Source organism: Amazonocrinis nigriterrae CENA67, assembly GCF_016056305.1.
Lineage (GTDB): Bacteria > Cyanobacteriota > Cyanobacteriia > Cyanobacteriales > Nostocaceae > Amazonocrinis > Amazonocrinis nigriterrae.
Map to the genome: position 1 here is coordinate 1 of NZ_JAECZC010000062.1, position 19,395 is coordinate 19,395.

At 41.2% G+C, this 19,395-nt stretch carries 17 protein-coding genes; 8 read left to right on the forward strand and 9 right to left on the reverse strand.

The annotated features are described in order from the left end of the window. A partial coding sequence (locus I8748_RS24960; protein WP_198127220.1) for a helix-turn-helix domain-containing protein occupies positions 1 to 453 on the reverse strand: 453 nt, incomplete at its 3' end. Between the two features lie 1,116 nt (positions 454 to 1,569). Here I8748_RS24960 and I8748_RS24965 point away from each other — a divergent pair. The 6 genes from I8748_RS24965 to I8748_RS24990 all read left to right on the forward strand — a co-directional run bounded on the left by I8748_RS24965 (position 1,570) and on the right by I8748_RS24990 (position 8,676). Continuing rightward, a complete protein-coding gene (locus tag I8748_RS24965; protein ID WP_198127221.1) occupies positions 1,570 to 2,826 on the forward strand; it encodes a glycosyltransferase family protein in 1,257 nt (418 codons plus the stop codon). Positions 2,827 to 2,855: 29 nt separating this feature from the next. Beyond that, positions 2,856 to 4,013: a glycosyltransferase family protein gene (locus tag I8748_RS24970; RefSeq protein ID WP_198127222.1), complete on the forward strand. Its 1,158-nt coding sequence runs from the start codon at positions 2,856 to 2,858 to the stop codon at positions 4,011 to 4,013. 30 nt (positions 4,014 to 4,043) lie between these two features. Further along, positions 4,044 to 5,255, forward strand: coding sequence for a glycosyltransferase (locus I8748_RS24975; RefSeq protein WP_198127223.1), 1,212 nt, complete (start codon positions 4,044 to 4,046; stop codon positions 5,253 to 5,255). A gap of 83 nt (positions 5,256 to 5,338) precedes the next feature. Then, a complete protein-coding gene (locus I8748_RS24980) occupies positions 5,339 to 6,409 on the forward strand; it encodes a glycosyltransferase family 2 protein (protein ID WP_198127224.1) in 1,071 nt (356 codons plus the stop codon). Between the two features lie 25 nt (positions 6,410 to 6,434). Then, positions 6,435 to 8,339 carry an ABC transporter ATP-binding protein gene (locus I8748_RS24985; protein ID WP_198127225.1) on the forward strand — a complete coding sequence of 635 codons (1,905 nt, stop codon included), beginning with the start codon at positions 6,435 to 6,437 and terminating at the stop codon, positions 8,337 to 8,339. A gap of 193 nt (positions 8,340 to 8,532) precedes the next feature. Continuing rightward, the gene (locus I8748_RS24990) at positions 8,533 to 8,676 is read left to right on the forward strand and encodes a hypothetical protein (protein ID WP_198127226.1); all 144 of its coding nucleotides are present in this window, start codon (positions 8,533 to 8,535) and stop codon (positions 8,674 to 8,676) included. On the opposite strand, the gene I8748_RS24995 is transcribed toward I8748_RS24990, so the two are convergent. Then, complete coding sequence (locus tag I8748_RS24995; protein WP_198127227.1) at positions 8,673 to 9,257, reverse strand: endonuclease dU; 585 nt, start codon at positions 9,255 to 9,257, stop codon at positions 8,673 to 8,675. The genes I8748_RS24990 and I8748_RS24995 overlap by 4 nt on opposite strands. Positions 9,258 to 9,628: 371 nt before the next feature. Here I8748_RS24995 and I8748_RS35335 point away from each other — a divergent pair, with 371 nt between their 5' ends. Further along, on the forward strand, positions 9,629 to 9,787 hold the full coding sequence (locus tag I8748_RS35335) for an FAD-dependent oxidoreductase (protein WP_225896542.1): 159 nt from the start codon (positions 9,629 to 9,631) through the stop codon (positions 9,785 to 9,787). Positions 9,788 to 9,791: 4 nt separating this feature from the next. Here the strand turns inward: I8748_RS35335 and I8748_RS25005 are convergent, their stop codons facing one another. From I8748_RS25005 to I8748_RS25025, 5 genes are all read right to left on the reverse strand, one after another. Continuing rightward, positions 9,792 to 10,916 carry an FUSC family protein gene (locus I8748_RS25005; protein WP_198127228.1) on the reverse strand — a complete coding sequence of 375 codons (1,125 nt, stop codon included), beginning with the start codon at positions 10,914 to 10,916 and terminating at the stop codon, positions 9,792 to 9,794. Between the two features lie 230 nt (positions 10,917 to 11,146). After that, positions 11,147 to 11,605, reverse strand: a complete 459-nt coding sequence (locus I8748_RS25010; RefSeq protein ID WP_198127229.1) for a cupin domain-containing protein — start codon at positions 11,603 to 11,605, stop codon at positions 11,147 to 11,149. 223 nt (positions 11,606 to 11,828) lie between these two features. Then, entirely contained in the window at positions 11,829 to 14,222 is a 2,394-nt protein-coding gene (locus I8748_RS25015) for a glycoside hydrolase family 15 protein (RefSeq protein WP_198127230.1), read from the reverse strand. Positions 14,223 to 14,374: 152 nt separating this feature from the next. Next, positions 14,375 to 15,313, reverse strand: coding sequence for a cation diffusion facilitator family transporter (locus I8748_RS25020; protein ID WP_198127231.1), 939 nt, complete (start codon positions 15,311 to 15,313; stop codon positions 14,375 to 14,377). Between the two features lie 26 nt (positions 15,314 to 15,339). Beyond that, positions 15,340 to 16,152 carry an SDR family oxidoreductase gene (locus tag I8748_RS25025; protein WP_198127232.1) on the reverse strand — a complete coding sequence of 271 codons (813 nt, stop codon included), beginning with the start codon at positions 16,150 to 16,152 and terminating at the stop codon, positions 15,340 to 15,342. A gap of 282 nt (positions 16,153 to 16,434) precedes the next feature. On the opposite strand from I8748_RS25025, the gene I8748_RS25030 reads away from it, so the two are divergent. Continuing rightward, a complete protein-coding gene (locus I8748_RS25030; protein ID WP_198127233.1) occupies positions 16,435 to 17,394 on the forward strand; it encodes a VOC family protein in 960 nt (319 codons plus the stop codon). Between the two features lie 335 nt (positions 17,395 to 17,729). Here the strand turns inward: I8748_RS25030 and I8748_RS25035 are convergent, their stop codons facing one another. Together I8748_RS25035 and I8748_RS25040 are read right to left on the reverse strand one after the other, a co-directional pair. Beyond that, a complete protein-coding gene (locus I8748_RS25035) occupies positions 17,730 to 18,299 on the reverse strand; it encodes a DoxX family protein (protein ID WP_198127234.1) in 570 nt (189 codons plus the stop codon). Further along, a complete protein-coding gene (locus I8748_RS25040) occupies positions 18,296 to 19,201 on the reverse strand; it encodes an SMP-30/gluconolactonase/LRE family protein (protein WP_198127235.1) in 906 nt (301 codons plus the stop codon). The genes I8748_RS25035 and I8748_RS25040 overlap by 4 nt, the downstream gene beginning before the upstream one ends. Positions 19,202 to 19,395 lie beyond the last annotated feature (194 nt).

The window sequence follows — 19,395 nt, forward strand, 5'->3', positions numbered from 1 at the left end:
CGTTTTTTTGAGTGTACATCGCACAGTCTCACGACCTATTTGCGTGACGATACTTCGCGCTTTGAGTTCGTCTACTAATAACTTCATCGTCCAACGAGTCCTACCATCCGGCGGTGGTGAACAGCATATAGCTATCAGATGCGCCTGTTTTTCTCCATCTAATTTCTGTGGCACGGGTGGTGTCTGACGCGGCTTGCGGTTGAGGGCTGCTTGTTCTCCTTGCTCTAAAAATGATGAGCGGATGCGGGCAACGCTATTACGATGTAATCCTAGTGCTGCCCCTATCTGCTGGTCATTCCAGCGTTGCTGCCCATATTCACCCTCATCCGACATGATCAGTACACGTGCGTGCAGAATTTTTTTCACTGGTGCATGACCATTACGGCTGAGCGCTTCCAAGTGTTGTCTTTGTTCTGCACTTAAGCGAATCTTGTTTGTTCGTCCACGTCCCATTTTCTTTGTCTGTTTCTGCTACATCTAATGCACTATTTTAGCCCGGTCGCGCTACTACTGGCGTGGCAAGCTTAAAATAGTGCATTAGGAAAAACTGAAAAACATTGATTTTTATCACTTTTCTTAAAAATCTATTGCATCATTTTAGCCTTGCCACGCCACTACAAAACGAGATTTGGGGTGATTAGATCATTTGTGTGTACACGGTAGCCTCTGAAAGGAGGAGCCACTGCCTCATACCGTTTCACTTTAATTTTGATACAAATAGGGAGCAAGGGAGCAGGGGAACTCGGGGCCCCCACGACCGAAAGGGAGGAGCCACTGCGTTGGACGGGTTCCCCGGCAGCCGCGCAAGTGGCGTTGGGGATTAGGGGCACAGGGGTGAAAAAATTTGTATCAGATTTTTCGTGAAATGGTATCACCACACAGCTGCCTCCCTGTTGTAGCAAGTGGCGTCAGAGGCTTTAAAAGCTTGATTTTTCGTTCTTTAGCATACTTGCTAAAGCCCCTCTTGGACGTAAAGAGGGGTTGGGGAGAGGTTCATCGAACTCACGTCACTTTTAGTACGGAAAGCAGTCTACTTACGTAGTATTAAAAATGTATAGTTATCTTCCTTCTACAAGGTTATTTTTATTAAAAAAAAATCAGCCAATAGGTAAGTTTATCTGACAATTTTTTTTGATATATTCTGTCCTGTGGTGATAAAGTTTACATACTTTAATGCCTTAAGAACCACGTCCAAGCTCATAGTCTCCACGTAAATTACTAGTAGTAATATGCAAGTTTAGACTTCATGCTAGGGGTTTAGTTGCTGTTGAATTAATATTTCAGAGAGGTAGAAAGAGTTTTCAGCTAATATATATAAATCTTAATTTTTTAGTTAAAAATTTTTGCGTATTTTCATTAAAAAATAAAATTAACTATTAAAGAGCAAACTAGATTATTTAATCAAGTATTTTCAAAAAATTAATTTTACATGCGTATTTTTATGATAAACAGTAAATATATAAACTTAGCGAGACACGCTTTTAATTATATTATCTATCTTAATTACAACCATGTAGAAAAACTTACCTCTAGAGAGTAAGATAAATTATTTCCTAGGAATATTGAGCCATGAGATTAATGATATATTCTCATGATGGGTTCGGTCTTGGTAACATTTTAAGGATGTTGGCAATCTGCACTCATTTATTAGATTCAATTGGAGAACTGTCTATTTTAGTCGTTTCCGGTTCTCCGATGTTGCACAGCTTTCGTCTACCAAAAAGACTTGATTATATTAAGTTACCTTGCTTGAATCGAGGAATTTCTGGGAAGTTTTCAGCTAAATATCTTGGCATCGCAGTTGATGAGACAGTGAAACTGCGTTCCGAACTAATTCTATCTGCGATCGCTAATTTTAAACCAGATATATTTTTAGTAGATAAAAAACCCTACGGCATTCGTGATGAATTAAAAGCAACTATTGAATATCTCAAAGCTAAATTACCAGAAACTCCCATAATTTTGCTGCTACGGGATATTCTAGATCATCCAGATATAACGGTAAAAGAATGGAGGAAGCACGGTTATTACGAAGCGATTGATAAATTTTATGAGCGTGTGCTTGTCCTGGGTACTCCAGAAATATTTAATATTTGCCACGAATATCAAATGCCCCCAAAGGTTGCTAATAAAGTGCAATTTTGCGGCTATATCCGTAAAGAACTAGGGCGTAAAAAGCCTAACCTGGTTCTGAATGAGTTGCAACTGAGTCCAGAAGAAAAACTAATTTTAGTGTCACCAGGAGGTGGTGAAGACGGCTACAGATTAATCGACACTTATCTGTCAAGTTTGGCATTGTTACCAGCTACTTATCAACTACGCTCTTTGATTATTTGCGGCCCCGAAATGCCTTTAATAGAGCAAGCTGCACTGCAACATAAGGCAGCTTTATATCCAAGCGTACAGATAGGAGAGTTTACAGACGATCTGATGAGCTACATAGCCGCCGCAGATGCTCTAGTGACAATGGGTGGCTACAATACAACCTGTGAAATTCTATCAGTCGGGAAACCAGCAGTCGTAGTACCTAGACATAAACCATCTCAAGAACAATGGATTCGAGCCGAACAACTGGCCAAAAGAGGAGTCTTGAAAGCTATTCATCCCGACAATTTAACTCCAGAAAGCTTGTTGCGATCGCTTCTAGAACAACTCGATACTCCACAAAGTCAGATTTCTCATCCAGCAATCGATCTCAATGGCTTGCCCAATATTAGCCAATATATCAAGACCCTAATAACAAACAAAAAGGGCGTAGTTCCATCTCGCCAAAGCCATCAATCATCAAACAAATTACGGGATTTAGCTATTCTTAAACAAGTTTAGTCAATGCAATTTACAGAGGCACACCAATCATGAAACGTCTTATGTTCTACTGCCAGCATATTCTCGGCATGGGGCATCTAGTTCGCAGCATGGAAATTGTGCGGGGACTAGTGAAAGATTTCCACGTTTGTTTTATCAATGGTGGAGAAGTAGTACAAGGTTTTAACATTCCATCGAGTGTGGATGTAGTTAATTTACCTGCGATTAAAACTGATAGTGAATTTAAAAACCTCCAGGTGGTAGATAATTCCTATAGTCTTGAAGAAGTGAAAGAAATTCGTCAACGAAAATTGCTACAAATTTTAGATGAATTTCAGCCAGATGTGTTAATGATTGAACTATTTCCCTTTGGTAGACGGAGATTTTCTTTTGAATTAATACCTCTTTTAGAACGAGTTCGCCACCAATACCCGACAACTAAAATTGTCTGTAGCCTGCGAGACATCATTGTTAACAGCAAAAATCAAGCACGGCATGAAGAAAAAGTTTGTAACTTAATTAATCAATATTTTGACCTGTTATTAATTCATGGCGACCCTAAATTTATATCTTTAGAAGAAACGTTCTCTAGAGTTGCAGATATTGAGTGTGAAATACACTACACAGGCTATGTAGTACAGCCACAACCAAAAGAAATTGTAATTGCCCATCAGCCATTAATTCTTGTCAGCATTGGTGGCGGCAGATTTGGGCATGAACTACTGGAATGTGTCATTAAAGCGGCTCCCAGTATCGAGAAAACATTGCCTCATACCATCCAGATGTTTACTGGCCCCTTCATGCCAGATTCCAAGTTTAACCAACTTCAGACAATGGCAAAAGATATTTGCAATCTCAATATCAAACGTTACACCCCTAACTTACTGCAATATATGTGTCAGGCAGACATTTCTATTAGTATGTCAGGCTATAACACAACAATGAATATACTTACCAGTGGGGTAAGAGCTATGATTCTGCCCTTCACAGGGAATGACGATCGAGAGCAGAAACTAAGAGCTACAAAGTTAGAAAAACTTGGTGTTGTTGATATGATTCGTCCGAAAGAGTTAGAACCAGATACTTTTTTAGAAAAGCTCAAGCGTTGTCTTCAAAAACAACCAAATACTATAAAGTTTGACTTTAACGGTGTTGAAAAAACGGCTGTATTACTGAATAAGTTAGTTATGCAGCAAAAAGTAGCTTAAGCAAAACGATAAATAATTAGCAAAAAGACTATGACTAAACCAAAAATTTGCATGACAACGTTAGAATATCCCCCAGATATCGGTGGCGTGGGAGAATCTGTGTATCGTATTGCTCAGATATTACTTGAAAGTGGTTATGAAGTTCATGTAGTTGTTTTTCGCTCAAAGCAACGGCTCGTATCAGATGGCAGTCGCAGACGAGCTAGTTGTAAAACAACTTACCAAGATGGCGTTTTTGTTCATCGAATTAAATCAGCAGTAAGAGAGGCTGTACCAGAAATTCAAGACTTTTTCACTGATGTGTATTTTTATTTGAAAAAGTTACATCAGGAGCATAAATTTAGCTTGTTTCATGCCTTCTTTATGAATGAAACAGGGTATGTCACAACTTTATTAGCTAAAGAAAATAATCTTCGTGTAATTAACAGCATTCGCGGTAGCGATTTACATAAACATATTTTCAATCCTAAAACTCACGGACAAGCAGTTTGGATTTTAGAGAACTCAACATGGGTAACATTTGTTAGCCAAGATTTACAACAAAGAGCGATCGCGATCGCTCCTAGTATTCAACTCAAATCATCGGCTTTTTGGAACTCTATCAATCCCATTGATTTTGCAAAATTTACAACCCCACCAAAAATTCAAGAATTATCAGGAATTGTTATTGGCTCTACAAGTAGATTTCGAGATAAGAAAGGAATTGAATATCTCTTAGATGCTTGTGCAGAAATCAGTCAAGAAATCAACCTAACGCTATTACTAATCGGTGATTTTATTGAACGGGAACGAACATATTGGGAACAAGAAATTAGCAATTGTGGATTGGGCGATCGCTTACATATTACGGGGATTCTCAGCCGAGAAGAAGTCTTAGCATATCTACCGCACCTAGATATTTTTGCCATTCCTTCACTACATGATGGTTGTCCTAATGCCCTACTCGAAGCTATGTTAGCAGGTTGTGCTATTGTCGGTACAAAAGTAGATGCGATCGCTGAAATTCTCGCAGACGGTACAGCAGGTTTATTAGTGGAACCAGGCAATAGTGAGGATTTGGCAGATGCCCTCAGAAAACTAGCAACCAACCCACAACTAAGGCAACAGTTAGGTAAAGGTGCAAAACAGAAAGTATTACAAGAATTAACACCTGTAATTGAAAGCGAAAACTGGCGCAATGTTTATCAGCAAGTTTTACCTGTAACTTCCTTATCACACCTAACAGGCATAAGCTTTGTTTAAGCTAAACTTTTTCAATTGATTACTACTTAAATTTAAAACTTTAACTTGAAACCTGTCTGAAATTCATTAAAAGGCTTTAGATTATGAAGCAACCAAAAATTACTATTGTTGTATCACCTCGTGAACAGTTTAGCTTGAGTAGCCAAAGTCTAGAAAGCATTTATCAATACACAGATTTGCCATTTTCATTAATTTACGTTGATGGTGCTTCTCCCCCTCAAGTGCAAAAGTATTTAGAAACTAAAGCACAGGAAAAAGGATTTAAAATAATTCGCACGGAGCAATATTTATCTCCCAATCAAGCTAGAAATTTAGCTATTCCTCATGTACAAACAGAGTATCTAGTATTTATTGATAACGATGTGATTGTCAGCCCCAACTGGTTGGATCATTTACTAGAATGCGCCCAACAAACAAGAGCAACCATTGTTTGTCCTTTAACTTGTATTGGTAAACCAATTCATGAAATAATTCACCTAGCAGGCGGAGAAGCTAGGATTTTGTCAGAAGAAACCAAGACAGGCATCAAGCGCAAAGTTCACGAAAAACATTATTTTGTTAATCGTCCCGTTGCAGATGTACACGAACAGTTACATCGCCAGCAGTGTGAATTTGCTGAGTTTCATTGTATGTTAGTTCGCACTAGCATCTTTGACCAAATTGGTTTATTAGATGAAGGTTTGCTTAATACCCGCGAACACATTGACTTTTGCATGAGCGTAACTAATGCAGGTGGGACAGTTTATTGCGAACCTAAATCTGTTGTTACTTATGTGCCAGAATTGCCCTTCAATTGGGCAGATATTTCCTTTTTCTTATTACGTTGGAGTGATGAGTGGGAATTGGCAAGTCTAGAACACTTTTCGCAAAAGTGGAATCTGACAAAACAAGATAAGTATTTTAAGAAGCGGTATAAACGTCTTGGTCATCGCAGACATCATGCCTTTCTTAAACCTCTATTGCGTCGTCTTCCCTTTGGAGATTCGCCTTGGTTGGAACAACAAGCGATCGCTATGGAACGCCGTTTCAATCGTCTGTTGACAAGTCGTTATGCAAAAGCTCATGCTCAAGGTAAAATATCACCGCAAATCAAAGATTTTACGAGATTGCCACTCGTCTCTGAACGGGAATTAGCGCAACAAAGCAAAAAGTAACCAGAATCAACCTAGAGCAAAGTCCATGAGACGTTCAGATTCCAAAAGTATTCGAGCAGCCTTACCAGGGCTGGGGCGCATCTTGAAACATTTTGCTCCTCAACTTCGCAAGCAAAAATGGCTGTTAATTTTATCCTTTGGGTCTTTGCTCGCAGAAATTGTTCTGCATCTACTAGAACCTTGGCCTCTCAAATTCATTTTCGATTACATCTTACTGCCCAATGCCAGCCATAAATCACATCATCTACCTATTGCGGCGGCACTTTCACAACTGAGTCCATCTGTGTTGTTGACCAGTTTAGTTGCTAGTATTGTTGCGATCGCCCTGTTAGGGGCTGCGGCTGCCTACTTTAGTATTGTTGGCATGGCATTAGCAGCTACTAATATGCTCACAGAGATTCGTACTGATTTATACAGCCATCTCCAACGTTTATCATTAGCCTTCCACAACCAAGCCAAGACGGGCGATCTAATTACCCGTGTCACCTCTGATATTGAACGCCTGCGAGAAGTGTCGGTAATGGCTGTGTTGCCCTTACTGGCAAATTCTCTAACTTTGGTAGGCATGATTTTGGTGATGTTTTGGATGAATTGGGAACTAGCGTTGATTGCGATCGCTATCTTTCCCTGGTTCCTATTTTCAACAGTGCGGCTGACACATAAAATTCGTCGCGTTGTTAAAATGCAACGTCAAGGCGAGGGAGCAATGGCAGCCACCGCCGCCGAATCTATCAGTGCAATTAAGGTGGTTAAAGCTCTTTCTCTGCATGAAATGTTGGAGCGCGTATTTTTTCACTACAATCGCAAAAGCCTACGAGCTAGTAACAAAGCACAACAACTCTCTGCGGCTTTGGAACGAATGGTGGAATTGCTAGTAGGAGTCGCAACTGCTTTGGTGTTATGGAGGGGCGTATATCTGGTACTGGCTAAAATCGTTACACCAGGAGATTTATTAGTATTTGTCAACTATCTACGAATTGCCTTTAAACCAATGCGTCAGCTTGCCAAATACACTGGTCAAATTGCGAAAGCCACCGCATCTGGTGAGCGTGTCTTAGATATCTTGAATACAGTGCCAGACATTCAAGATTCCAAGGGAGCATTAGAAGCACCTCCCTTTTTGGGAGCTATTCGCTTTGAGAATGTTAGCTTTGCTTACAATCCAGAACAACTTATCTTAAAAAATATTAGCTTTGAAGTCCAACCAGGCCAGCAAGTGGCTTTAGTCGGCCCATCTGGTGGTGGTAAATCTACATTAGTTAGTTTGTTACTAAGATTGTACGATCCAATTACCGGAAGGATTTTAATTGATGGTCACGATTTACGGGAATACAAATTACAATCTCTGCGTCGGCAAATTAGTATAGTTTTACAAGACAGTATTTTATTTAGTGGTACTGTTCAAGATAACATCAGCTATGGTCGTCTAGGTGCCAGATTTAAAGAAATCGAATGGGCTGCCCGACTGGCAAACGCTCACGATTTTATTATGGCACTGCCCCAAGGCTATGCAACGATTTTAGGCGAACGCGGCGCTAATCTTTCTGGAGGACAACGCCAAAGAATTGCGATCGCTCGTGCTGCTATCCGTCACGCTCCTATTGTCATTCTCGATGAGCCGACTACAGGTTTGGACAACGAAAATGAACGCGCTGTCAGCGAAGCATTACAAAGGCTTACCTACAAACGCACGACTTTTTTGATCTCACACAATTTGAAAACAACCCAATCAGCAGACCTGATTCTCTACATAGAAAATGGTCAAATTATTGAACAGGGTACTCATACAGAACTTATGCGACTCAATGGTAGATATGCTGCCATGTATGCAATTCAGGATAAAAGTGATTTATCGGGAAAGGCAGAGGGCAGGAGGCTCAGTTGGCAGAAGGGATCTGATTCGGAGCCTCTGCACTCTCATTGTGAGTAAGGGTTTAAGACCCCCACCAAATTTCAACAAAGGTGGCTCTTGTTCAGGAGGGGTCGCAATCCCCTTCTGAACAAAACATAAAAGCCCTCTGCCCTCAGCATAGCTGCCTTCTTCAACTCACCTCGCTATCTTCCAAGATTGAGGCTTTAGACTCGTACGGAATATTAATGAGGCAGCATCACCTTTTGGGTAAATGAACCCTAATGATTGCCGCAGTGGCTCCTCAGCAACGCCAGTCCGCTCAAGTCGGGAAACCCGCCCACGCGGCTGGCTCCTCAGCACTCAGCACTTTGCTATGATAGTGCGCGATCGCCCTCAAGCGCATCTTTTGCCTTAAGCTGAGCTTGAGCTTTCTCCACTCATAACAGCAGATGTAATTAAATGTGCCAAACGTAAAGCTTCTGGCACTTTGCCACAGTCAGTTAAACGTTGAAGCACTCTAGCTACTACAGCAGGTTCAGAACCACTAACTTGGAAGAAAAAGGGCGAATAATCATAAATCTGGCCAGCTTGGTGTAAAAGTTGCTGTCGCTTTTGGAAGTTTGGCAGACGACTCATCGCTTCCTCAACAGCAACTAAATCAGGTTGGCGGCGCATCACGGTAACGCAGGGTAATTGCAAGCGGTCAGCTAATTGTGGAAGATTTACGAGGTTAAATCCGCCAAATCCAATTCCATCTAATAGTAAGATATGTAGTTGTGGCAAAAACTTCCTTCCAATCAACAACTTGCAGATGACTTCTGTCGCATCAAAACCATCTTGTTGTACTTGACCCCACACCATACCTTCAAATCTGGTTCCTGCACACACCACCCCAGCTATAGATACATTGCCACCAGCACCCCGAATAAAAGGGGCATCATCGAAGCCAATAACGCGAATAGTACGATTGAGTTTCAGAAGAGATTCAAGTTTCATTAAGCTGTTGTTTGGTGGCTAAATTAGCACAAAGTAATTGCGATCGCACTAGAAGCCTGCCAAAAAGATTTTGACAGGCACAGGGATTGGGTAAGGGGAAAAGGGGCGCATGTTTTTAATTTCTTTCCCTTTCCCCTTTTCCCTTTCCCCGGTCTCCAAGAGTCAAAATTTGCGTGGTGAACTACTAGAAGAAAACCCCTCTTCTAGTGAATCAGACTTTGCGGTGGCTGCCAACATTGGGTTGCTTGTCTTCCACGTAAAAAGCAATTGTTGAGGAACCATTGATTACCAAAACCAACATCATCAAAGTTACGGCAGACTCACCAAACCATTGGCAAAATAGAATGTAAAAAGTTTCTCAGGGTGTGTTCATGAAGGTTACGGTTGTGGGTGCTGGTATCATGGGTATGTCAGTAGCCTGGGCGCTTGAACGGGATGGACATCAAGTCAGTGTCTACGAGCAAACACAGATACTCTCAAGAAACACAGGGAGTAGGGAGTGGGGAGTAGGGGAAAAAAGTGTTTCTTGAGAGGCTACTTATAAGTTAACATTGCTGCCATTCTTTGCAATTTTCTGCTTACTTCTTCCATAGTGTAAAAGAAGGTGAAAAACCGCAGTAATTCATCAATTGAATAATCTACTTGCTGAATTTGTTGCAGCTGATTCAATTGTTCTGTGGCATTTGCGATCGCAATTTCCATCTCTGGCAAAGATAAATGAGATTGGCGAGACTTAACCGCTGTTGCCAAACTCAGCATGGCCTTTTGAGTCTCCTGTGCTAGTTGAGTAATTTGAGGTGAGAGAATCTGCCAGAAAGTATCCTGCTGCCTAGCAAGTACGGTATGTTCCATAGTCAGGATATGTTCCCAAATTCTCCGAATCAGAAACTCCCAAGCTTCATTCACCCGCGTTTCTATTGGTTCGTTTGTTTGCCCTTGTCTGACTTCTTGCCATAACTCTCGTTCTGCCAATAGTGAATTAATAATATTTAGTTTCAATACATCCACGCTAGGGCGATCGTAGTTGCCTGTCAACGCACAATCTACAACCAACCTGTAAAATTGCTCTAAATAAACTAGCGTTTGAGATAGGTAACGCCTCAATTCTGTACCAGCACGAGCCGGAAAAATCAAGTTGTTCACCAACAAAGCTACACCAATACCCAAAAAGGTTTCTAAATACCTATGCCAAGCATAAAGCCAGGGTGACTCGCTGTGGCTTAAAATCACGATCGCTGCAACATACCCTGCTAGCTTAGCCGCTTCATTGAATTTCCAGTAGGAAGCAAGAAATATGGTCAGGAAAACACACAAGGCCAGTGACCATGAATTGCTACCTAATGCGATCGCAAAAATTGCTCCACCCATAGCACCAATAGCTGTCCCAATTAACCGCTGAATACCTAGCTTGAGTGTACTACCGTGGGTAGATGACATCACAATGATTGCTGCTATAACCGCATAAAATGGATATTCCCATTGCAACCACTGAGCAATAATCAGAGAAATGGCTGATGCGATCGCCATTTTCAATGCCATCTTGCCTAGCAGAATCGTTGACATTCCTTTGGGTGTAGCAGCCCAAGTTATTAATTTTGAAATAATTCTATTTGTGACTGGGCTAGCTTCAGACGCAAGCCTATTAGAGGACTTTGCCATGAATATCGGGGTTAAACTAGCTGATTGGTCATCAAGTCTAGCTTATACCAATTCGTAATTCGTAATTCGTAATTAATAAATCCAGATTGTATCTAGGTTTCAAGGTTTGAATTTGTCAGGACTTACGCAAAAATTACCAAAAAGCTTGATTTACAGACTGATTACGATTTAAACAAATACACAAAAGTACGGAATCCCCACACACAGCGAAGCGACGTGTGGGGAGGATGTCAACTAAATCGACAAGATTGTTCCATAGTCGGAGTCTCTTCGAGTTGAACCATTATGAGAACAGCTGGGGTATCGCCTACTGTTCCAGATAAGTGGCCTTTATGCCCTTGTGCGTCGGCTTTCGTACCTTGGTCTTCTCCAAATGAAATTTCGCCAGGGCCCATTTCTACTCGCTGTCCGTCCATAGTCTCCACAAACCAGCGTCCAGACAGAGGAATGATCCACTGGGGTTTCGGGTTCTCATGCCAGTTTCCAACCCATCCCACTGGTAGTACAGTGAAAGTGATTGTCGCACCAGACTGCTTCAATTTAGAAAGCCACTGCGGCGACGTATCGGGGGCTATACCTTTTTCGATAAAGTCCTCAATTTGACAACGAGACTGGTGACTTATACCGTTGTGGTCAGTCCAGACATGCCAATAGTCAATTGTTGGCTGATGTGAGGAATTATTCTGCATAAAAATGCCTCTTTTGAATTGGTGAAATGATTTAATTAATGTATTTTCGAGCAGCATTTCTGAATTTCAAATTAACGTGAGTTCGATGAACCTCTCCCTCCCGACCTCCCTCTCCTAAAAGGCGAGGGAGGAGAAACGAAAAAATCACGGTTTTACTCCCCTCTCCTCGTAGGAGAGGGGTGGGGGGAGAGGTCAAAACAGCGCTTGTCGAACTCACGTTAAATTATGAAACTGTAACAGTGTAATTCCGTTGTTCCCATTTGCTGCTTTCAATCCAGAAAAAGGTAAAGTTTATGGGCTGCTGTTGGCTATCAGCAACAGAGATATCGACAAAATAAATTCCTACCTTTGTAGAAGTTGAAGGTGTATCTTGTATAGTTTGCCAATTATCATCTGACCAGTGCAAGCGAAAAGATGCTAAAGCGTGAATTCGTAATGTTTGACCTTTTTTAACTTGGCTGATTTGTCGGTTAAACTTCCAAACTTCCAATGATTTACACTGCTTTCTTTCGCCTAGATAGCGATTTGCCACCTCTGGAATAAAATCAAACACTTTTCCATCATGATTTGACCTTAGTAGCTTGATATATTCTGCGTGCGCCCACATTAAAGGCATGGCAGAACCTGTTGCTTTTCCTAAGTACATATGGACATGAGGTTTATCTGCTTCATCCCAAACCTGTTCTGGTAGTAAACAAGTGTCTGAAGCAAATCCTTCCATGGCCTTGATATATGTTTTGACATCGCCGCCAGCAGCTAATTCATAATGTCCTCTCTCTGCTGTCAAAAGAGGCCAAGCACGTCCTTTACCCCAACCGATATAAGGACTTCCGTCTTCTCGCTGACCGTAGCCGTCGTGGTTGTAACGATGCCAACAAGGCCCAACGGGTGTATCTACTTTCAAGATTGCATCAATTACTTTCACAGAATCAACAATAATTGGGTCATCAGGTTTGCGAATTCCATAGCGTACTAATTGTAGAAATCCGCCATCGACAATTTCTTTGGCTGGAAATTCTGCTCGTTTACCAGGTGGCTGACTGGTGATCAAAAGAGTTCCTTGGTTGGGATTTTCGTTGGGTTGAGGATTATGAATATCTGAAGGAGTAATTCGGATATAGTGCCGTTTGATGCCAGGAACTAAAGTTCCTTCAGTAGTAACTGTCCAAGCTTCAATGTGAGATTCTAAAAAATCTGCGTATTCTTCGATAAATTGTGCTGTTGCTTCATCCCCACGTTCACGCACAAATTGAGCAGCACAGATTAAGGCGGCAATATTGGATGCTAGTGTTGATGGTGAATAACCGCTATTTTCTTCCCAACGTTCTTGTTGGGTAGCTGGGCCATGGCGAATTAAATAACCCGCTGCGTTGAGAATCATGGGATAGATATCGAAATTTAAGCAAGCATTTTCCTGGTGTAAAAGCCATGCTAAAAGAATAGGAAATGACACTTCATCCAGTTGAATACCTTTCCAATAGGGTTTGCCATTAACCCAAAAATTTTGGGCGAAACCACCGTCTTTCTGCTGGCTGGTTGCCAAATAAATTAGCGATCGCACTGCTGTATCAGTTTCCCCAGCAGCCACCAAACCTGCTACACTACTAACCAAATCCCTTGTCCATACAAGGTGATATCCTCCTTGGTCTTGGTCGTCTTTGGCTTCACCCCAAGGAATAGCCATAGATGCGATTAAAGCACCGGGATAAGTTTTATCTTCATGTGCCAACAACAAACTAACGCTGTTGTGATACAACTTGCCATCATCATAAGAAACATTTTCTAATGGGCGGATGCCATTGCGCGATCGCTTCCACTGTTCGTTGTATTGCTGCTTTTGCTGTTCAAAAGGAAGATTCAGTGATTGAAACAATGTAGAAATTGCATTGTGTAAGCTAGTGCCAAATGCCAGTCCCAATGTCAATTCATCACTACCATCTAGATTTAGTTTTCCAGTCAAAGCCAGGTTGCCATTCAAAGCACGGCCAAACTCCCAATCCATCTGAAAATTATCAGCTAAATCTGTCCAGCCATCACTTTGACCAACATAGCCACAGGAAAGACGGACAAACGGAACTGTTGCGCCTAGTGCTAGCCAAGTTCCTCCTTTTTCTGCCACAAGAATATCATGCCCAGCAACTTCTACCGCGTAACCATTATTACCTCTACCTCCAACTTCCAAATGCGGCGCACACAAAGCGTATAACTGGAGTTGAGAGATAAACTCGCGTTCTCCTGTTAATTTCGTGCGCTGTAAAATACAGGATAAATGCGGGTCAGCAATCACTTCTTTAATCACGGCATAACGCCCTTGTGGATCAAAATTAGTGATGCGGTATCCTAAACCATGAGTCCACATCGGTTCTACTTTTGATCTCAGATGGCGTTTCTCTTCGTGAAAAAAACTTTTGCCATCAGAAATTAAGTATTGCAAATCCCGAATTTGGGGTTTGTCTACTGTGGGATGGTAGATTTCAGTGACAACACCATTCCAGATAGTAAACCAAACGCGACTAGAGGTAGAGTAAGCTGTTCCTACTCCATCTTTATTGGCATGAGTCCATCGAGGAGCAATGCCTGGTGAGCCAAAAGCCTGTCGTTGACTAAGAAAGTTCATACGCTGACCAATTCTGAGTAACTTTTTTCTATTGACTCCCTTCCCGCTATCAGATTACCTATCTCTTCCTTTGTGTACTTTGGTTACTTTGCGGTTTGTGAAAAACATTTAGGTACTCTTTGAGCGGGAAAGGAGTAGTTTGCAAGCAAATTTTATTGAGAATCTGGAGAAGATTTGCGTGTGGCTGCTAAAGATTTAGCTTCAATAAAAATTAGTTTAATTTCAGGATGTTTTTGGCGAATTTTGGCTTCTAAATTCTCTACAGTTGTTGCTATTTCTTCACCTGTGAGATTTTTAGCAAATTGAATTTCTAAATTAAGTAATACTTCTTGGGGAGCAAGCTGCATTGTTAATACACGTATGACTTCTTGAACCTTTGGCTCTGTTTTACATAAATAACGGATATTGGCTATAGTTTGAGGATTAGCACTTTCACCAACTAATAAGCCTTTACTTTCTCTTGCTAGTAATACAGCTACTATAGCTAAGATAACACCAATAATAATCGAGGCGATACCATCAAAATAAACATTATTAAATAAATGTCCTAAGAAAATTCCTATAAAAGCAACGAATAAGCCTAAAATTGCAGCTGAATCTTCAAATAATACTGTAAATACTGTAGGATCTTTACTATTTTTGATTGCTTGCCAGAAACTTTGTTTACCCTTGGTTGGTAAAAATTCTTTTAAAGCTACAGTCCAAGAAAAACCCTCAAATATTATTGCTGTAGCCAATACAATATAATTCCACATCGGGTCTTCTAAAGGGCTGGGGTTAATTAAATGAATAATTCCTTCATAAATTGACATGCCACCACCAATGGCAAAAATGAGGATAGCAACGATTAAAGTCCAAAAGTAAAGTTCTTGACCATAGCCAAAGGGATGCCTATCATCCGCTGGCCTTTGGCTCATCCGAATTCCCAATAAAAGTAATAATTGGTCGCCAGTATCTACAACCGAATGAATACCTTCAGATATCATGGCAGAACTGCCAGTAATGGCGGCGGCGATAAATTTAGTAATAGCGATCGCTAAGTTAGCACCCATCGCCGCGAAAATAGTTTTTTTAGATGAATCAGTTGCCACGCTCGTAATTTGTCCTAATCCCTTTTTTAACCATTCTCTGTAAACCCTGGATACAAAGTCATGCCACCATCTACAAACAGTGTTGTTCCGTTAACATAATCAGAGTCATCAGAAGCCAACCAAACTGCTGCTTTGGCAACATCTTCGACATCACCCACTCGTTTGGCTGGAATCAGTTGCAGTAATTTCGCCTCTGCTTGTGGAGTATCCCAAGCTGATTTATTAATTGGTGTTTTGATTGCACCAGGAGCAATGCTATTAACGCGAATTTTATGGGGAGCAAGTTCTTGGGCAATACTTTGCATCATCATATGAATACCGCCTTTACTAGCGGCATAATTAACATGACCCGCCCAAGGAATGACTTCATGCACTGAACTAATGCAAATAATCTTACCTGCGGCAGATGAAATTTGTGGCTGTACACCCCGACGTAAAAATTCCTTTGCAGCTTCTCTAGCACATAAGAATTGTCCTGTCAAGTTTACTCCAATTACTGTATTCCACTGATGGAGGCTCATGTCTACAAAAGGTGCATCTTTTTGTAGACCTGCGTTGTTCACTAAAATATCAATGGTTCCGAAGTGTTTAAGTATCTGGCTAAACATCGCCTTTACTTGGTCTTCGTCACTGACATCAGCTTGTATTGAAAAAGCTTCACCGTTTGCAGCCTTAATATCATCAACAATTTTTTGAGCTTCTTCGGCTTGGGAATGATAGTTAATAGCTACAGCTGCACCTGATAAAGCTAACTGACGAGCTATAGCTTCACCAATGCCAGAACTAGCACCCGTTACAAGTGCTTTTTGACCTTTGAGCAGATAAGGGGAATAGCTCATAGTGTTTCCTTAACCAAACAAACTTATAACTAATTTGTGCTAAATATCACCTTTATATACTTAATTTTTGAAAACAATTATTTTGATTCTGGCATCATTTTAGACATTTGCAGTAGCGATCGCTTCTAACTGCCGGATGAATGCAGATATCTAACTAAAGAGTTAGAAAAATTTCATTCTAGTTTCATGATTGTATGAAATCCTAAAAGGATAAATTGTTATTAATTGATGCTAATAAAAAAATATAGCAGTCTGAAATTGTAATTACAGAGGCTGTTAAATATGTCTAGTCAAACCGAGGTACAGGTACAAAGAATTAGAACTATTGGCTTAACAGTAACAAACTGCGATCGCTCGGCAGATTTCTATACACAAGCCCTGAATTTTGAACTGGTTTCTGACATCACTTTTGCAGGAGAAGATTACAGCAACCTAGAAGGTGTGACTCAGGGAAAAATTCGTATTGTCACTTTACGGCTAGGTGATGAAATCATCGAGTTGATGGAATATCTCAACATTCACTCTCAACCCATCCCCAGTGATTCACAAAGTAATGATTTGTGGTTTCAACATCTGGTAATTGTGGTAAGTGATATGGATCGTGCTTTTGCTCACCTGAGTTCATTTCCTATTGAATTTATTTCTGAGACTCCCCAGACAATACCACCTGATAATGAAGCATCTGCTGGTGTCCGCGCCTTCAAGTTTAAAGACCCTGACGGTCATGATTTAGAGTTAATTTGGTTTCCGCCTGATAAAGGACAAGATAAGTGGCATCAGGACAGAAATCGCTTATTCTTAGGAATTGATCATAGTGCGATCGCAGTTTCCAACACCGAGCAGAGTTTACACTTTTACCACGACCTTCTAGGAATGCAAGTCCATAGCCGTAGCCTCAACTGGCGTGCAACCCAAACTCGCTTGGATAATTTGCCAGGTGCCAAAGTTAATATTACAGCACTACGACCAGTTCAAGATGGTGTAGGAATTGAACTGCTAGATTATATTTTGCCTGGGAAAGGTCGCCCAATACCGAGTGATTGGAAAAGTTGTGATATTGCACACATGCAAATTGAACTTGTTGTTAATCACATTCAGCAGGTGGTAGAAATACTCCAACAGAACGGTGTTGAGTTTGTGTCATCGCAGATTGTGCAGTTTACTGATAGCTCATTTCCTTATAGGCAAGGTTGTCTGGTTAAAGACCCTGACGGACACGCAATATTATTGATTATGGAATAATATCTCTAATATCATGTCCGCTTGATTACTTATTCAACCGTAAGAACCCGACCAAAGCTACGCTTTGTTTCCCCTCCCCGTGAACGGGGAGGGGTTAGGGGTGGGGTACAATGACTGTGGAAATCATAACTAATTAACCGGACTTGATATAACTCAATTGCCCGTCTGGTGCAGTACAGTAAACCTTAAATTGTAGTAGCGCAACCGGATTAATTCTGTGCATAAATTTCTACTAATATCTTTGTGTCTTTGTGCCTCTGTGGTTTATTAATGCACTATATTTAGTCCAGTTGTGCTAAATAGGCTCTCAATATTTGATAGCAATAATTAATAATTTACCATCCAAAAATTAAGGCATCCAGTGAATAAGCACCAGGGCCAAAAACAGCGATCGCAATCAGCATCACGCAGTACATTAAAGCTTTTTCCCAACTTGGCGGTTCGCCTTTTCCTAAAGGGCCTTTGTACTGGTCTTCGGGAATTAAGTAAGGGTCTGTGGCCACAAAAGGCTTACCTTCAATCAAATGCAACAATATTGCAAACAACATAGAAGCCAAAATTGGTAAAGTTGCCAAAAGTGTGAGAAATCCCAGGATCAGGAAAAATCCACCACCCAACATTGTCCATGCAGATATAAAACAAAGAAAGACTGGTGCTTTGACAGACTCAGCCCAGCGGCGTAGATGCATGACTTTGGGATAGCCGTGGATCATGAACAAACCGCCAACGCTAACTCTCAGCAGTAAAAGTGCTAATCCTGTGAGTCCGTCAGGATATGTATGAGTAAGAGAACTTAATAGATATGGGCCGAGGAATGGATCATGAACTGAAGCTAATCCAAAAGTAATTACCTTCGGTAGTACCCATATAGCGATCGCTACACCTAACACGAATTGATAAATCATAGCTGCACACCACGAGTATTAAGGTCGATACCATATAAGGATTTGCCTGCTGTGATCAACAGGCGATCGCGTTCCTTCCCACCGAAAGTAAGATTGGCGCATGTTTCCGGTACGAAAATTTTTCCTAAGCGAGTCCCATCTGGGGTGTATACCTGCACGCTGTCTTCAGAACTAGTAAAAATATTGCCCTGTTCATCAACCCGCAATCCGTCTGGTTGTCCTGGTTCGATGACTGCAAACACACGCCCATTTTTTGCCCATCGACCATCTACGACCTCATAGACGCGAATATGATGAGGCCCACCTGGAATATTAAATGCAGCTGTATCTGAAACATAAAGCAGACTTTCGTCTGGACTGAAAGCCAGTCCGTTAGGCCGTACCATGTCCGTTACTACAGGATAAATCTCATCTGTTGCTGGGTCAAAGCGATACACATAACTTCCCGGTTGTTCTTGTTCGCCACCGTAACCTTGATTTGGCTCGGTGATACCATAGGGCGGATCAGTAAACCAAATCGTACCGTCGCTTTTAACTACCAAATCGTTGGGACTGTTAAGGCGTTTGCCTTGGTAGCGATCGACTAAAACCTGCCATTCACCATTGTGTTCGCGGCGGATGATGGCACGCAAACCCGATGAACACGCAACCAGACGACCCTCCAAGTCTCGGTAATTACCATTTTGATAATCAGATGGGTCACGTAGGACGGTCACGTTGTCAGTGAAATTCCAACGTAACAGGCGGTTGCCATGAGCATCACTCCAGATAACACTGTCGTCTTCGTGGATGTAAACAGGCCCTTCGCTATGAACTGCGCCGTTGGCAAGCTTTTGGACTAAAGCCCCTAGAGGTACTAATACACACATGCGATCGTCATAAATCTCAATGGCTGAGGCCATCAGAACCTCCTATTATTTAACTTAGTGGTTGATAAAAAAATAGCAAGTTTCAATTAATACCAAATCGCTAGAATACTATACTAATTCTTTTATCAAAACCTGTAACTCTTATACAGTTAATTGTTATTTTCTTGATTTCTATTAACATCAAACCTTAGATATAGGTTATACTAATAGTTTAAACTTTTCAGCTT

Excerpts from the sequence above, each read along its gene's own strand:
- I8748_RS24965 (WP_198127221.1), top strand. The coding sequence starts at position 1,570 with ATGAGATTAATGATATATTCTCATGATGGGTTCGGTCTTGGTAACATT.
- I8748_RS24970 (WP_198127222.1), top strand. The coding sequence starts at position 2,856 with ATGAAACGTCTTATGTTCTACTGCCAGCATATTCTCGGCATGGGGCAT.
- I8748_RS24975 (WP_198127223.1), top strand. The coding sequence starts at position 4,044 with ATGACTAAACCAAAAATTTGCATGACAACGTTAGAATATCCCCCAGAT.
- I8748_RS24980 (WP_198127224.1), top strand. The coding sequence starts at position 5,339 with ATGAAGCAACCAAAAATTACTATTGTTGTATCACCTCGTGAACAGTTT.
- I8748_RS24985 (WP_198127225.1), top strand. The coding sequence starts at position 6,435 with ATGAGACGTTCAGATTCCAAAAGTATTCGAGCAGCCTTACCAGGGCTG.
- I8748_RS24990 (WP_198127226.1), top strand. The coding sequence starts at position 8,533 with ATGAACCCTAATGATTGCCGCAGTGGCTCCTCAGCAACGCCAGTCCGC.
- I8748_RS24995 (WP_198127227.1), bottom strand. The coding sequence starts at position 9,257 with ATGAAACTTGAATCTCTTCTGAAACTCAATCGTACTATTCGCGTTATT.
- I8748_RS35335 (WP_225896542.1), top strand. The coding sequence starts at position 9,629 with ATGAAGGTTACGGTTGTGGGTGCTGGTATCATGGGTATGTCAGTAGCC.
- I8748_RS25005 (WP_198127228.1), bottom strand. The coding sequence starts at position 10,916 with ATGGCAAAGTCCTCTAATAGGCTTGCGTCTGAAGCTAGCCCAGTCACA.
- I8748_RS25010 (WP_198127229.1), bottom strand. The coding sequence starts at position 11,605 with ATGCAGAATAATTCCTCACATCAGCCAACAATTGACTATTGGCATGTC.
- I8748_RS25015 (WP_198127230.1), bottom strand. The coding sequence starts at position 14,222 with ATGAACTTTCTTAGTCAACGACAGGCTTTTGGCTCACCAGGCATTGCT.
- I8748_RS25025 (WP_198127232.1), bottom strand. The coding sequence starts at position 16,152 with ATGAGCTATTCCCCTTATCTGCTCAAAGGTCAAAAAGCACTTGTAACG.
- I8748_RS25030 (WP_198127233.1), top strand. The coding sequence starts at position 16,435 with ATGTCTAGTCAAACCGAGGTACAGGTACAAAGAATTAGAACTATTGGC.
- I8748_RS25035 (WP_198127234.1), bottom strand. The coding sequence starts at position 18,299 with ATGATTTATCAATTCGTGTTAGGTGTAGCGATCGCTATATGGGTACTA.
- I8748_RS25040 (WP_198127235.1), bottom strand. The coding sequence starts at position 19,201 with ATGGCCTCAGCCATTGAGATTTATGACGATCGCATGTGTGTATTAGTA.